At 45.4% G+C, this 15,488-nt stretch carries 13 protein-coding genes; 11 read left to right on the forward strand and 2 right to left on the reverse strand.

Annotated features, from left to right (window positions below):
- Window positions 1-551: 551 nt before the first annotated feature.
- The 9 genes from FKN08_RS00005 (at window position 552) to luxS (ending at window position 11,105) form a co-directional block, all read left to right on the forward strand.
- On the forward strand, window positions 552-809 hold the full coding sequence (locus FKN08_RS00005; RefSeq protein WP_212762622.1) for an oxaloacetate decarboxylase subunit gamma: 258 nt from the start codon (window positions 552-554) through the stop codon (window positions 807-809).
- 31 nt (window positions 810-840) lie between these two features.
- Window positions 841-2,625, forward strand: coding sequence for a sodium-extruding oxaloacetate decarboxylase subunit alpha (gene oadA / locus FKN08_RS00010; protein ID WP_005396707.1), 1,785 nt, complete (start codon window positions 841-843; stop codon window positions 2,623-2,625).
- A gap of 9 nt (window positions 2,626-2,634) precedes the next feature.
- Window positions 2,635-3,765 carry a sodium ion-translocating decarboxylase subunit beta gene (locus FKN08_RS00015; RefSeq protein WP_005396706.1) on the forward strand — a complete coding sequence of 377 codons (1,131 nt, stop codon included), beginning with the start codon at window positions 2,635-2,637 and terminating at the stop codon, window positions 3,763-3,765.
- 123 nt (window positions 3,766-3,888) lie between these two features.
- The gene (locus tag FKN08_RS00020) at window positions 3,889-4,839 is read left to right on the forward strand and encodes an NADP-dependent oxidoreductase (RefSeq protein ID WP_170890953.1); all 951 of its coding nucleotides are present in this window, start codon (window positions 3,889-3,891) and stop codon (window positions 4,837-4,839) included.
- Window positions 4,833-5,294, forward strand: a complete 462-nt coding sequence (locus FKN08_RS00025; RefSeq protein WP_074191783.1) for a YqaA family protein — start codon at window positions 4,833-4,835, stop codon at window positions 5,292-5,294. Before FKN08_RS00020 ends, FKN08_RS00025 begins: the two co-directional genes overlap by 7 nt.
- A gap of 9 nt (window positions 5,295-5,303) precedes the next feature.
- Window positions 5,304-8,147: a pitrilysin family protein gene (locus FKN08_RS00030; RefSeq protein WP_170890954.1), complete on the forward strand. Its 2,844-nt coding sequence runs from the start codon at window positions 5,304-5,306 to the stop codon at window positions 8,145-8,147.
- 156 nt (window positions 8,148-8,303) lie between these two features.
- The gene (gene gshA, locus FKN08_RS00035) at window positions 8,304-9,872 is read left to right on the forward strand and encodes a glutamate--cysteine ligase (RefSeq protein WP_170890955.1); all 1,569 of its coding nucleotides are present in this window, start codon (window positions 8,304-8,306) and stop codon (window positions 9,870-9,872) included.
- Window positions 9,873-9,896: 24 nt separating this feature from the next.
- Complete coding sequence (locus tag FKN08_RS00040; RefSeq protein ID WP_170891673.1) at window positions 9,897-10,502, forward strand: hypothetical protein; 606 nt, start codon at window positions 9,897-9,899, stop codon at window positions 10,500-10,502.
- 84 nt (window positions 10,503-10,586) lie between these two features.
- Window positions 10,587-11,105: an S-ribosylhomocysteine lyase gene (luxS, locus tag FKN08_RS00045; protein WP_005396698.1), complete on the forward strand. Its 519-nt coding sequence runs from the start codon at window positions 10,587-10,589 to the stop codon at window positions 11,103-11,105.
- A gap of 114 nt (window positions 11,106-11,219) precedes the next feature.
- On the opposite strand, the gene FKN08_RS00050 is transcribed toward luxS, so the two are convergent.
- Both FKN08_RS00050 and FKN08_RS00055 read right to left on the reverse strand, forming a co-directional pair.
- Entirely contained in the window at window positions 11,220-12,488 is a 1,269-nt protein-coding gene (locus FKN08_RS00050) for a CNNM domain-containing protein (RefSeq protein ID WP_005396696.1), read from the reverse strand.
- Window positions 12,489-12,612: 124 nt separating this feature from the next.
- A complete protein-coding gene (locus FKN08_RS00055) occupies window positions 12,613-13,407 on the reverse strand; it encodes an inner membrane protein YpjD (protein WP_005396694.1) in 795 nt (264 codons plus the stop codon).
- Window positions 13,408-13,631: 224 nt separating this feature from the next.
- Between FKN08_RS00055 and ffh the strand changes: the two genes are divergently transcribed.
- Together ffh and rpsP are read left to right on the forward strand one after the other, a co-directional pair.
- Window positions 13,632-15,014 (forward strand): signal recognition particle protein, encoded by a 1,383-nt coding sequence (gene ffh / locus FKN08_RS00060; protein ID WP_005385423.1) that lies wholly within the window; start codon window positions 13,632-13,634, stop codon window positions 15,012-15,014.
- 209 nt (window positions 15,015-15,223) lie between these two features.
- Complete coding sequence (gene rpsP, locus FKN08_RS00065; protein ID WP_005379962.1) at window positions 15,224-15,472, forward strand: 30S ribosomal protein S16; 249 nt, start codon at window positions 15,224-15,226, stop codon at window positions 15,470-15,472.
- Window positions 15,473-15,488 lie beyond the last annotated feature (16 nt).

A 15,488-nucleotide genomic window follows, 5' to 3' on the forward strand; every position in this document is an offset into this window, starting at 1 on the left:
TCTGAACAAGGCGTAGCCATTCTTGCTGAGATCTATGCTGAGACATTTTCGAGTACCTTTAACGATAAAAGTTAAAGGTTACGACGTTTATTAAAAGGATTGAATGAGTCGATTTAAAGACGCTTACGTAGTTTGTGAATCCACCCTTACTATCTCTCCTGTATATTGATTTCCGTTTCTTTCACTTCAACTGTTCACATGTAACCCTTTTGTTTTTTATTTGTTTGTTAATTGTTATAAAGTGACATCCTTTTGTTTTTATTAGTTTTTATTAGTTTTTATGTGTAAATCTCGATTTGGTTTTGAAATCCAAATCGCAGTTTTTATTTATGTCCTCCTTTACTCTGTTCGTAAGGAGATAGCAGATTCGCAGTAATTATTTTGTCATGAACTGTGATCTGGGTAGTGAATAAATAATCATTTATCAGGATTATTACAAACCTTCCTTAAACAAAATTGACAAAATTTAACCAATCGAGATAATCCATTGGTCGGGATTTGACGCTATTAAAGTCCTGCACGTTGTCAGGATGACAAAGAAAGGAAGCAACATGACTAATATAGGAAGCCTGCTAGTAGATGCGGCCACCCTGATGCTAACGGGGATAGCGGTCGTATTTATTTTCCTCACTATTCTTGTTTATCTCGTTCGGCTAATGTCGAAATTGGTACCAGAAGAAGTACCAGAGCCGATCGCAGCACCAAAAACAAATACTAATATTCAATCAACCTCTTCAGCTGTTAGTCCACAAGTAGTGGCGGCGATCTCGGCTGCGATTCATAAACATCGCGCCTCATTCGCGAAGTAGCCGAACCAAGATTAAAAAGGAGTTTAAGAGCATGTCTAAACCACTAGCTATTACAGATGTGGTCCTTCGTGATGCCCATCAATCACTATTTGCTACGCGTATGCGTATTGAGGATATGCTGCCTATCGCAGCTGAGTTGGATAAGGTTGGTTACTGGTCTCTAGAGACTTGGGGTGGCGCAACGTTTGATTCTTGTATTCGATTCTTAGGGGAAGACCCTTGGGAGCGTTTGCGTGAGCTGAAAAAAGCGATGCCCAATACGCCAATGCAAATGCTACTGCGTGGTCAAAACCTTTTAGGATATCGCCATTATGCCGATGACGTAGTAGAGAAGTTCGTTGAACGCGCGCATGCTAACGGTATGGACGTGTTCCGTATCTTTGATGCAATGAATGACGTGCGAAACTTCCAGAAGGCCGTTAAAGCAACGGTCGATGTTGGCGCACATGCTCAAGGTACGCTGTCTTACACAACAAGCCCTGTGCATAACGCAGACACTTGGGTTGACTTGGCAAAACGCCTAGAGGATTTAGGTTGTCATTCACTGTGTATCAAAGATATGTCTGGCTTACTTAAGCCTTATGAAGCGGAAGAGCTTATTACGCGTATCAAAGCGTCTTGTGATGTGCCATTAGCACTTCATTGTCACGCGACGACAGGCTTGTCTACTGCGACAGCGGTAAAAGCAGTTGAAGCTGGTATTGATATTCTCGATACAGCGATTTCTTCAATGAGTTGTACCTATGGCCACACGCCGACGGAAACGGTAGTCGCGATGCTAGAAGGAACCGAGCGAGATACCAATTTGAAGCTCGAACAACTAGAACCTATCGCCGCGTATTTCCGTGAAGTACGTAAGAAGTACGCGAAGTGGGAAGGTCAGTTGAAAGGTGTAGACTCTCGCATCCTGATTGCTCAAGTGCCTGGCGGCATGCTGACTAACATGGAAGGCCAGTTGAAAGAACAGGGCGCGGCGGATCGCATTGATGAAGTCTTAGAAGAGATCCCTCGTGTTCGCGAAGATCTTGGTTTCATTCCATTGGTGACTCCAACTTCGCAGATCGTCGGAACGCAAGCGGTGATTAACGTTCTTACTGGCGAACGCTATAAGAGCATTACTAAGGAAACCGCTGGTCTATTGAAAGGCGAATACGGTCAAGCGCCAGCCGAGTTAAATGCAGAGCTGCAAGCTAAAGTACTTGATGGCAAAGAGCCTATTACGTGTCGTCCTGCCGATTTGCTTGAGCCTGAAATGGAGACGCTTACTGTTGATCTAATGGAGAAAGCGAAATCAGAAGGTATTAAGCTAGCAAGTGAACGTGTTGATGATGTACTTACTTATGCGCTTTTCCCTCAAGTTGGTCTTAAGTTCCTTAAGAATCGTGAAAACCCAGAAGCATTTGAACCTGCACCAACGCTAGAAGCTGCGAAGCCTGCCGTACCTGCGGCGCAACCAGCAACTGGCGGCGTAGAAACTTATAGCGTACGTGTTGACGGACAGGTGTATGAGGTGGAAGTTGGTCCTCAAGGCGAGCTAACCTCTGTCGCTCCTTCTGCGGCGCCTGCAAAATCGACGGCACCTAGCGCACCTTCTAGCGCTTCTGCTGAAGCGGTGCCTGCTCCTCTTGCCGGTAATATCTTTAAAGTGAATGTTCAGCCTGGCGCTGAAGTGGCTGAAGGCGATGTACTACTGATTCTTGAAGCAATGAAGATGGAAACAGAAGTGCGTGCGGCGCGTGGTGGTGTGGTTCAAGAGTTGAACGTTAAAGAAGGCGATGCTGTCACAGTAGGTGCGCCTCTATTGAGCCTGGCGTAAGGGAGTATCATGGACGGATTGTTAACCCTTTGGGCAGAAACAGGGATCGCTAACTTCGAGTTCGGCCAAATCTGTATGATGCTGGTTGGTTGTACCTTGCTGTTTTTGGCAATCAAAAAAGGCTTTGAACCTTTACTGTTATTGCCGATTGGTTTTGGTGCTATCTTGGCGAATATTCCAAATGCTGGCTTTACTGAGCCTGGCGGCTTGCTCTACTACGTTTACTACATTGGGATTGAATCGGGTGTGTTCCCGTTGTTGATCTTCATGGGTGTGGGTGCGATGACCGACTTTGGTGCTTTGATCGCAAACCCAAAAACGTTGTGGCTAGGTGCGGCAGCTCAGTTTGGTATTTTTGCGACACTGTTTGGCGCTATTTTGCTCAACTATGTACCTGGTATGGAGTTCTCCATGGCGGATGCATCGTCTATCGCTATCATCGGTGGTGCGGATGGCCCAACGGCGATTTTCTTAGCAAGTAAGTTATCACCAGATTTGCTTGGTGCGATTGCTGTAGCCGCGTATAGCTACATGGCTTTAGTGCCAATCATTCAGCCGCCAATCATGAAGGCGCTAACCACTAAGGAAGAACGTGAGATTCAAATGGCGCAACTGCGTCACGTGGGTAAATGGGAAAAGGTATTGTTCCCGATGGCAGTATTACTCATGACGATTCTTTTCCTACCTTCAGCAACGCCTCTTGTCGGTATGTTCTGTCTTGGTAACTTAATGCGTGAAGCGGGTGTGGTCGATCGTCTATCGAAAACCGCACAAAATGAGCTGATTAACATCGTGACGATCTTCTTGGGCTTAGGGGTTGGCTCGAAGCTGCAAGCGGATCAATTCCTGAACTTAGAAACATTAGGCATTCTAGGGCTTGGTGCGGTTGCGTTTAGTATTGGCACGGGTGCTGGTGTGCTAATGGCTAAGTTGCTGAACAAGTTCTCAAAAGAAGACATCAACCCACTTATCGGTGCGGCTGGCGTTTCTGCGGTACCAATGGCCGCGCGTGTGGTGAACAAGGTCGGCTTACAAGCTAACCCGCAAAACTTCTTATTGATGCATGCGATGGGACCAAACGTTGCAGGTGTATTGGGCTCAGCAGTGGCCGCTGGTATCTTGCTAGCACTTGTCGGCTAGTCATTACCGAAAATGGAATGATCAACCAATTTACAAAATCACGATTAACTTCGGTTAACAAAATGGTTTATAGTCAAAGGGATGCTTTCGCATCCCTTTTTGTTTTCTTGCAGGGAATGGTTTATGGAACACAAACAGATCGTTATCACTGAATTTGGTGATGCCAACGTACTCGCGATTCAACATGCTTCTACACCATCACCACAGCCTGGTGAAGTTTTAGTAAAAGTCGCTTTTTCAGGCGTAAATCCTATTGATGTTAAAACTCGAGCCGGACTCGGTTGGGCAGCTGCGCAGAACAAGGATAATTTACCTTGGGTACCAGGTTACGACATCTCAGGAAAAGTCGTGTCCAATGGAGAGGGGGCGTCGCGTTTTAATGATGGTGATGAGGTGGCTGGATTTATCGGTTTCCCAGTCCGAGGCGGTGGGTACAGTCAGTACGTATGTGTTCCAGAAGCTGAGTTAAGTCATGTTCCCAGTTCAGTCACTTTAGAGGCTGCAGCAGCATTACCGTTGGCGGGACAAACTGCGGCACAAGCTCTCAGTAAGGCTAATGTGACTGAAAACGATCGCGTACTTATCCTCGCAGGAGCCGGTGGCGTTGGACACCTCGCGGTACAAATTGCGATCGCGACGAAAGCGGAAGTCTTTACAACCTGCAGTGAACGAAATTTAGACTACCTTGCGACGCTCGGTGCTCATGCAGTGAACTATCAATTTGCACCAGTGTCAGAACGTGTTGAAGATGTTGATGTTTTGATTGATTTAGTAGGTGGAGATGCCGCGTTAGATGCGCTTAAATGCCTGAAAGACGGTGCGAGAGTCATAACCGTTCCAACCATCACAGCTGAGCTGATTTGTGAAAAAGCCAAACTCCTAGGCTTTGAGGCTAACGGCATGTTGGTTGAGCCAGATCCAGCGCAATTAGATACCTTGTTGTACATGGTTGGCGTTGGTTTACTGAAGACTGAAATTCAACAAGTTTATCCGATGAGTGATGTGATTGCTGCTCACCAGCAAGTTGAATCAGGAAGAACCAGAGGCAAGGTGTTGCTTGATATGACATGCTAGAAGCATTTAATACGAGCTTTGAAAGTCTAGCGCTTTGGTTTTCAGATTCAGCATTATGGGTGCTTTTCATGACCGGTTTTCTCAGTGCCACTTTGTTACCTGGTGGCTCTGAAGCGGGCTTAGTTGCCACTCTCTCATTAAATCAATATTCCGTTTCGTCAATTATTATGGTCGCCACTATCGGCAATACGCTTGGTGGCTTAACAAACTATTGGCTTGGCTTGTGGATTCCCAACAAAGCGCAAGAAGAAAAGCACGGTCATACCGCATTAAACTGGCTGTCTAAGTATGGCTATTGGGGATTGTTTTTTAGCTGGTTACCTGTAATTGGAGACCCGCTGTGTTTAGCCGCAGGGTGGCTAAGAATGAAGTTTCTGCCTTGCGTGATTTTAATATTTTTAGGAAAGGCTGCTAGGTATAGCTTACTTGCGGCCATCTATCTCGGATTATTTTAAGGAAAGTACATGAAGATGTTTTGGGTTGGCGCGTGTTCACTTTTGGTGATCACGGGCTGTGCATCAAATACGCCAGTTTCATCACTGCCGAAAGGGGTAACTTTCGTCGAGTCATCGAAAGCGGAAGAAGGCAAAGTTAAGATTCCATACCAAAAGTATAAACTCGATAATGGTTTAACGGTGATATTAGCTCCTGAAGATTCCGACCCATTGGTCCATGTGGATGTGACTTACCATGTTGGTTCGGCTCGTGAAGAGGTGGGTAAGTCTGGTTTTGCGCATTTCTTTGAGCACATGATGTTCCAAGGTTCAGAGAACGTTGGTGACCAAGAGCACTTCAGAATCATCACAGAGGCTGGCGGTACGTTAAATGGTACGACAAACCGCGATCGTACTAACTACTTTGAAACTGTCCCGGCTAACCAGCTAGAGAAAATGCTGTGGTTAGAGTCTGACCGTATGGGCTTTTTGCTGGATGCGGTTTCTCAACGCAAATTTGAAATTCAGCGTTCAACTGTAAAAAATGAGCGAGCTCAGCGTTACGATAATCGTCCTTATGGCTTAATTTGGGAGCGTATGTCTGAAGCGCTATATCCTGAAGGTCATCCGTATTCGTGGCAAACCATTGGTTATGTTGAAGATCTTGACCGTGTTGATGTGAACGATCTCAAAGCGTTTTTCTTACGTTGGTATGGCCCAAACAATGCGACTATCACGATCGGTGGTGACTTAGACGTTGAACAAACTCTTGAGTGGGTAAATAAGTACTTCGGTTCGATTCCTCGTGGGCCAGAGGTTGAAAATGCGCCGAAACAACCTGCCAAACTGCAAGAAGACAAATACATCACGCTAGAGGATCGTATTCAACAACCTATGGTGATGATCGCGTGGCCAACAACCTACAACGGCGAAGAAAGCCAAGCGTCTCTCGACACGCTATCTGAAGTGCTAGGTGGCGGTACAAACAGCGTGCTCTACCAAGACTTAGTCAAGACTCAAAAAGCCGTCGATGCGGGCTCATTCCATGACTGTGCAGAACTGGCGTGTAACTTTTACGTTTATGCAATGGGTGACTCTGGGGACAAAGGCGACCTATCAAAACTGTACGACGAGCTTTTACAGTCACTCAATCAGTTTGCTGAAAAAGGCGTGACAGAAGATCGCCTTGAGCAGTTAAAGGGTAAGGCGGAAGCGGATGCTATCTTTGCATTAGAAAGCGTTAAAGGCAAAGTAACGCAGTTGGCTTCCAACGAGACATTTTTCGGCGATCCTGATCGTCTTGAGCAACAGCTTGAGCAGATCCGCGCAGTGACACCTGCATCGGTAGAAAAAGCGTATACGGATTTTATCCAAGGTAAGAACAAAGTGACCCTAAGCGTGGTACCAAAAGGAAAAACTGACCTTGTCGTAAAACCAGCGACCTTTGTGGCGCCAAAACGTACGCTACCAGAATACGAGAAGATCACTGATGATCAATTGGCGTATCGTCGTGCGACCGATAACTTCGATCGCTCTGTGCAACCGCCTGTAGGGGAGCCAGTGAAAGCGACGATGCCTGAGTTGTACGAGCTTCATTTTAATAATGGCTCGGAGTTGCTTGGCGCGGTTAGCGATGAAACACCAACGGTCATGATGCAGTTTAGTTTACCTGCGGGAACACGTTTTGTTGAAAAGGGCAAAGAAGGTCTTGCCCAATTGACCGCCGCAATGTTGCAAGAAGGCACAACGAAACGCAGTGTCGAAGAGATTCAAGCTGAGCTCGATAAACTAGGCAGTGTCATCTCCGTGAATGCAACGGGCTACACAACAAACATCAGCGTTTCTGCTTTAGAAAAGAACTTAGAGCCGACGTTGAAAATTGTCGAAGAGATGTTGCTGTCTCCTGCATTTAAGCAAGCAGATTTTGAGCGCGTGAAGATGCAAGCGCTAGAAGGTCTCGTGTATGAGCATCAAAACCCAAGTTGGATGGCATCACAAGCGACTCGCCAAGTGCTCTATGGGGATTCGGTCTTTGCTCGACCAAAAGACGGCACGCAAGCAGGTGTCAGTGCACTAACGTTGGATGATGTCCGTGAATTCTACTCGAAGCATTACACGCCACAAAGTGCGCAAATCGTCGTTGTTGGTGACATTGATCAACAGGAAATTGAACAGCAACTGACGTTCTGGAAAAACTGGCAGGATGAAGCTGCGCCATTGTATGCCCCGCAAAGCATCGCTGCATTAGGTGAGCAAAAGATCCATCTTGTTGATAAACCAGGAGCGCCGCAAAGTGTGGTCATGATGGTTCGTCAGGGTATGCCTTACGATGCAACGGGCGATTTTTACCTAAGCCAACTGGCAAACTTCAACTTAGCTGGGAACTTCAATAGCCGCATTAACCAAAACCTACGTGAAGACAAGGGTTACACATACGGCGCTTACGGCTACTTCTCTGGAAATCCAGAAACTGGCTCGGTTGTTTTCACCGCGCAAGTACGAGCGGATGCAACGGTTGCTTCTATCATTGAGATGGAAAATGAGCTAAATGAATACTCGCAGTCAGGAATTACTGATGAAGAGATGAAATTTATGCGTCAAGCGGTCGGTCAAAAAGATGCACTGAAATATGAAACGCCAACACAAAAAGCGGAACTCATCAGTGATATTCTTAAGTACAACCTCGATCAAGATTACTTGCAGCAAAGAAACGCTATCGTGGAAAAAGTCGATAAGCAGACTTTGAATGCACTGGCTCAAAAGTGGTTTGATCCAAATGACTATCAAATTATCGTCGTTGGTGATGCTAAATCACTGCGTCCTCAATTAGAAAAGTTGGGGAAAGACGTAGAAGAGCTTGAAATCATTCGATAGAGTACACATTTAATAGCGGAGAAACGTTTCTCCGCTATTCATCTAGATAAGCGACTTTTCGTGGGTTATTTATCTAGATGCATTAAATATCAATAACTTAGCTTACGCTTGTCCTTTGTGATAAGTGTCCTGCTCCCAATATAAGCGAACCTCATTTTGACTGATTTTGCTGCGCGACTAAAAAAAGTTGCATCAAACCCCGAAGTATTTAAGCAGTTTGGACGCGGTGTTGAGCGAGAAACTTTGCGCTATCGTCAGGATGGACATCTAGCAACAACACCTCATCCAGAGGGGTTAGGCTCAGCGTTCACAAACCAATGGATCACGACTGATTTTTCTGAATCATTGTTAGAGTTCATTACTCCTGTGTCACATGAAATTCCAGAACTGATGGCACAACTGAAAGATATCCATCACTTCACCCAGACAAAAATGGGTGAAGAAAAGATGTGGCCTCTTTCCATGCCATGTTATGTCGGCTCGGAAGAGGATATTCAGCTTGCTCAGTACGGCTCTTCGAATGCAGCAAAAATGAAAACCCTGTACCGAGAAGGCCTAAAACGCCGCTATGGCAGCCTGATGCAAATCATCTCAGGTGTGCATTTTAACTTCTCGTTCCCTGAGACATTTTGGGATGCGCTATACGGCGAGCAAGATGAACAATCCCGCCAAGATGCTAAGTCTGATGCCTACTTTGCGCTGATCCGTAACTATTACCGTTTTGGTTGGATGATTCCGTATTTCTTCGGCGCATCGCCAGCGTTATGCGGCTCTTTTATTCAAGGTCGTGAAACCGATCTGCCATTCGAGAAAATTGGCGGCACTTTGTATTTGCCGAAATCGACGTCTTTGCGTTTGAGCGATCTGGGCTACACCAATAGTGCGCAAAGTGTGCTGAAAATTGGCTTTAACAGCATTGATCAGTATCTGGATGGTTTGAGCGATGCGATTCGTCACCCATCAGAAGAGTTTGCGAAAATAGGCGTAAAAGTGGACGGTGAATACCGCCAGTTAAATTCCAATATTTTACAAATTGAGAACGAGCTATACGCTCCAATTCGCCCGAAACGCGTGTCGAAAAGTGGTGAGAAGCCTTCAGATGCGTTACGACGTGGTGGGGTTGAGTACATTGAAGTTCGCTCTCTAGACGTTAACCCATTCAGCGCAGTGGGGTTGGATGAAGAGCAAGTACGATTCCTTGATCTCTTCCTGACTTGGGCGGCCTTGTCAGACTCGGATCCAATGGACAACTGTGAATTAGAGTGTTGGCGCGACAACTGGAACAAAGTCATTGTTTCTGGTCGTGAAAAAGGGCTAATGCTTCAAATTGGTTGCCAAGGTGAACGTCTATCTCTGCAAGATTGGGCGCATCGAGTGTTTGTCGAGCTGCGTCAGATAGCACAGCAAATGGATATGGCTGCTGGTGGCAGTGCATACCAAGATGTGTGTAATAAACTCGAGACATGGATTGATAACCCAAAACTAACGATTTCAGGTCAACTATTAGAGCTGACGAAAGAGCTTGGTGGGTTAGGTAAAGTCGGCTGTGCGCTTGGCATGAAGTACCGCGAGGAAAATCTAGCTCACGGTTATCAGTACTACTCGCAAGATACGATGGAAACGGAAGTGGCGTCGTCAGTAGAAAAGCAAAAGCAAGCGGAACAAAGTGACACGCTATCTTTTGATGATTTTTTGGAAGATTACTTTGCTTATCTGAAGCAGTAGTGAATAGGTAAAGGTTGGGTGGGATTGAACATTAAACCGTTAGTAGTATCGGTACTCGGAAGCATGTTACTTGCAGGTTGTGCCACGGCACCGCCAAAGCAGCAGAATAATTTATGTGAGATATTTCGAGAGAAATCCGGCTGGTATGATGATGCCAAAGATATGGAAGAAAAGTGGGGAACCCCCATTCATGTCGCTATGGCTATCATTAAACAAGAAAGCAGCTTTCGGCACGATGCGAAACCACCCAAAGACTATTTATTGGGATTTATCCCTTGGGGACGAGTCAGCAGTGCGTATGGTTACGCTCAAGCTCAAGATCCTGCTTGGGAAGATTTCCAAGATGCGACGGGTCAGGGCGGTTCTCGTACCAACTTTGATGATTCAATGATGTTTGTCGGTTGGTATACTCACGAAACGAGGCGCCAACTAGGGATTTCGTTATGGGACCCATACAGTCAATATCTGGCTTATCATGAAGGTCGAGGTGGGTACAAGCGAGGTACTTATAAGCGAAAGCCCAGCTTGCTCAAAGTCGCTCGACGTGTTGAACAAACTGCAAAAACTTATGGCTGGCAGCTGAAGCAATGTCGTCAGGAATTGGAAGACAACAGCAGCTGGTTCTTTTAACCTACAGCCTGTTTATGTGCTGTAGGGATGAATGACATTTATCCAGTACCGAGAGGTATTGGAGTTACAATCAGGAGAGATGTAATGCCTTTACTCGATAGTTTTACCGTGGACCACACTCGCATGAATGCACCGGCAGTGCGAGTGGCGAAGACCATGCAGACCCCAAAAGGGGACACGATTACTGTCTTCGATTTACGCTTTACCGCGCCAAACAAAGACATCCTTTCTGAAAAAGGTATTCATACACTAGAGCACCTTTATGCAGGCTTTATGCGCAATCATCTAAACAGCGATTCTGTTGAGATCATCGATATTTCGCCTATGGGTTGCCGCACGGGCTTTTACATGAGCCTGATTGGCACTCCATCAGAGCAGCAAGTAGCGGATGCTTGGATTGCGGCCATGGAAGACGTACTAAAGGTAGAAAGCCAGAACAAGATCCCTGAACTCAACGAATACCAATGTGGCACGGCAGCGATGCACTCTTTAGAAGAAGCACAACAGATCGCAAAGAGCATTTTGGATGCTGGTGTATCGGTGAACAAAAATGATGAACTTGCTTTGCCTGAATCGATGCTAAAAGAGCTGCGCATCGACTAGTTGCTAAAAACTTATCAAGAAGCATATTTATCCAGAACTAAAAAGAGCCTGACATGATCAGGCTCTTTTATTTTTTATCGTTGAGCTTTTCTCATCGTGAGTTGTAGATAGAGGCTATTTTTTCTTTTTAGGATAAACACGAACGAGCTTGATGCGGTTTTCTTCAATCTCAACAAGCTCCATTGGATGACCAGCCACTCTCACGCTTAAATGGCTCTCTGGAATATCTTCCAGGTGCTCCAAAATAAGACCGTTTAACGTTCTTGGGCCATCCGTTGGTAAATCCCATTTCAGGCCTTTGTTGATATCTCGGATATTGGTGCTGCCTTCAATGAGGAAGCTTCCGTCACCTTGAGGACTGATTTCATCAGAAAGGCTTGGAGAAATCGAGGTTGTGAATTCGCCAATGATCTCTTCCAGAATATCTTCCAATGTCACCAAGCCAATAATGTCGCCATACTCATCAACAATCAGACCAATACGCTGTTTGTTGCGTTGGAACTTTAACATTTGCACGTTCAGTGGCGTACCTTCCGGGATGTAATAGACTTCATCCGCGGCACGTAATAGCGTCTCTTTATTGAACTCGTTTTTTTCCAGCATCAGGCGGTAAGCTTCACGCAGGCGCAGCATGCCAACCACTTCATCAATTTGGTCACGATAAAAAACAATGCGTCCATGTGGTGAGTGGGTAAGCTGACGAACGATGGATTTCCAGTCATCATTAATATCGATACCGGTAATCTCATTACGTGGCACCATGATGTCGTTCACAGTGACGTGCTCAAGATCCAAAATAGACACCAACATGTCTTGATGTCGGCGAGGGATCAAGCCGCCAGCTTCGTTTACTACGGTACGCAGCTCATCGGAACTAAGATGGTCTTCTACCGAGTGATCAGCTTTTACGCCAAGTAAACGAATAAAGCCATTCGTAATAAAGTTAACGAGCATCACCAAAGGCGATAGTAACTTCATCAATATGGTCAGTAGGATACTGCTCGCGTAAGACACGCGTTCAGGGTACAGCGCTGCAATTGTTTTTGGGGTAACTTCAGCAAAAACCAATACAACCATAGTCAGTGCACCGGTTGCGATAGCGACACCTAAATCACCATACAAACGCATACCAATAATGGTCGCGATGGCGGACGCGAGAATATTAACGAGGTTGTTGCCGATAAGAATAAGACCAATCAAACGATCTGGACGGTCTAATAGCCTTTCGACTCGCTTAGCGCCTTTATGCCCATTTTTGGCTAAGTGCTTTAAGCGATAACGGTTCAGAGACATCATCCCTGTTTCTGAGCCGGAAAAGTAACCTGATATGACGATAAGACACGCGAGTAGCGCAAACAAGATACCCGTAGAGATGTCGTCCAAAACGTTGCTGTTCCTTGTAAGTATTGGGTTATATAACGGTTGAGTAAGTCCGTTAAGTCAAAGGGTTAAGGCGTACTGTATTTTATCTAGCCTAAAATATAAAGGATAGGAGCCCTAGAGCTCCTTAATTCAAGATGATTTCTTTCACAAAGCGACTGCCAAAATACGCCAGAGTTAACAGCGTTGCCCCTGCGACAGCGAACCAAGTAACTTTTCTACCACGCCAACCTTTTTGATAATGACCCCAAAGCAGTATTGAGTACACAATCCAAGCGATGAAAGAAAGAATGCCTTTATGCGCTTTACCTTGAGCAAACATATCCTGCACAAAGACAAAGCCAGTAATGAGCGTGCCAGTTAACAATAAGTTACCGATCAAAATGATTTTGAATAGCTGACGCTCTACCATTAATAAAGGCGGCAGGTTTGGGTTAATCGCCAAAGATTTTTTTGTTTTCAGTTTGTGATCCAACCAAGCCAGCTGAAGTGCGTAGAGTGCACCGATAGTTAAAGTTGCGTATGAGAACAGCGCAAAAGAAATGTGAATGAGTAGCTTAGGGTCATTCTCTAGGTGCTTGATAAACGTGCTTGGCAAAAATGTGGCAGCAGATAAATTGATGGCAGCAAAGCTATAAACGACAGGCAATAAAAACCACAACCGATTTTTCAACATAGCAAGGCTCATGACCAGAGAAATAATAAAACTGATCAAAGAGGCTACGTTGAGAATACTAAGGTTTTGACCTGAACCATCAAAAATCAGATCACTCAAAATCCACGCATGAAAAACAAGCGCACAGGCAGCACTAGCAAACACTGTTTTTGCTTTGATTCCTGACTGCTGTGAGAGTCCGGGTATGATGGTCGCAATCGCCAAAACATAAAGTATGGCGGCCGCGATGGCTATTAAGCTATCCATGAATCCTAAATATTATTGTGCACAATGAGGAAATTATACCTTGCATTACACTTTGGGGCTACGTTATATCCGACATCAATCGTGAGAGATGAGATATTGAAATTAATAAGTTACCGCACCATATAGAAATAGAGACAAGAATAGAGCAGCGGTACGGGTATGACTCAGACCTTGGCTAATGTATACTCACACTAATTAATCGCCATTTTAGCGAAGAGACAAAGATGTTTGAGAATTTAACGGATCGATTATCCAAAACGCTGAAAAATATCAGTGGCAAAGGTCGTCTGACCGAAGACAACATTAAAGAGACCCTACGTGAAGTACGAATGGCCTTACTTGAAGCTGACGTTGCGCTTCCGGTTGTTCGTGAATTTGTTAACCGCGTTAAAGAAAAAGCGGTAGGTGTAGAAGTTTCTAAATCTCTGACTCCAGGTCAGGAATTTATCAAGATCGTTCAAACAGAACTTGAAGCCGTAATGGGTGAGTCGAATGAGGCGCTAAACCTTGCCGCTCAACCACCTGCTGTGCTTCTTATGGCGGGTCTACAAGGTGCGGGTAAAACCACATCGGTAGGTAAGCTATCTAAGCTTTTAAAAGAACGTGACAAGAAGAAAGTCTTGGTTGTGTCTGCCGACGTTTACCGCCCTGCGGCAATCAAGCAGCTTGAAACGCTGGCATCAGATATCGGTGTTGACTTCTTCCCATCATCACCAGACCAGAAGCCTATTGATATCGCCAATGCAGCGATTGACCATGCGAAGAAAAAATTCTACGACGTATTGATTGTCGATACCGCAGGTCGCTTGGCAATTGATGAAGAGATGATGGGGGAGATCAAAGATCTTCACGCAGCTATCAACCCAGTAGAAACGCTATTTGTTGTTGACGCCATGACGGGTCAAGACGCAGCAAATACCGCAAAAGCCTTTGGCGATGCGCTACCTCTTACTGGTGTGGTTCTAACTAAGGTTGATGGTGATGCTCGTGGTGGTGCGGCACTGTCAGTACGCCATGTAACGGGCAAACCAATCAAATTCTTGGGTGTCGGTGAAAAAACTGACGCGCTAGAACCGTTCCATCCAGATCGTGTTGCTTCACGTATTCTTGGCATGGGTGATGTTCTGTCTTTAATTGAAGACCTTCAACGCAACGTTGACCAAGAAAAAGCAGAAAAGCTGGCGAAGAAGTTCAAAGAGAAGAAAGGTTTCGACCTTGAAGATTTCCGTGAACAGCTAGGCCAGATGCAAAACATGGGCGGCATGATGGGCATGATGGATAAGCTTCCTGGCATGTCTCAGCTACCAGACAATGTGAAAGACAAAGTCGATGACAAGATGTTCAAACAGATGGAAGCGATCATCAGCTCCATGACAATGAAAGAACGTCAACGCCCAGAAATTATCAAAGGCTCGCGCAAGAAGCGTATTGCGGCTGGTTCTGGTGTGCAGGTTCAAGACGTAAACCGCTTACTAAAACAGTTCACCCAAATGCAGAAGATGATGAAAAAGATGCAAAAAGGTGGCATGAAAGGCATGATGCGCAACATGCAAGGCATGATGGGCGGCATGGGTGGAGGCGGTGGCTTCAACCCATTTGGTCGTTAATTAATCGATTACGTATAGATTCAGGGTGTTAGGTACGTCACAAACTTTAAATTCAATTTATGTTGGTGAAAAAGTAACTAAACTCCTTGCATTGCTCCGGGAGAAGAGTAAAATTCCGGAGCTTTATTTTGGCACGAGACCCCAAACTATTTAATTTCTTGAATGGTTTTTGGGGTTAATTTTATTTTTGAGAAAGCAAAGAGGACGACATGGTAACCATTCGTTTGGCACGTCACGGCGCTAAAAAGCGTCCATTTTATCAAATCGTAGTAGCGGACAGCCGCAACGCTGCAACTGGCCGTTTCATCGAGAAAGTTGGTTTCTTCAACCCAACTGCTAAAGGTCAAGAAGAAGGTCTACGTCTAGACCTAGACCGCGTTAACCACTGGGTTGGTCAAGGCGCGTCTGTATCTGACCGCGTTGCTAAGCTAGTTAAAGACGCTCAAAAAGCGGCTTAATTTTTTACTTGAAAAG

This window comes from Vibrio sp. 1-2 (7-a) (assembly GCF_013048515.1).
Classification (GTDB): domain Bacteria; phylum Pseudomonadota; class Gammaproteobacteria; order Enterobacterales; family Vibrionaceae; genus Vibrio; species Vibrio diabolicus.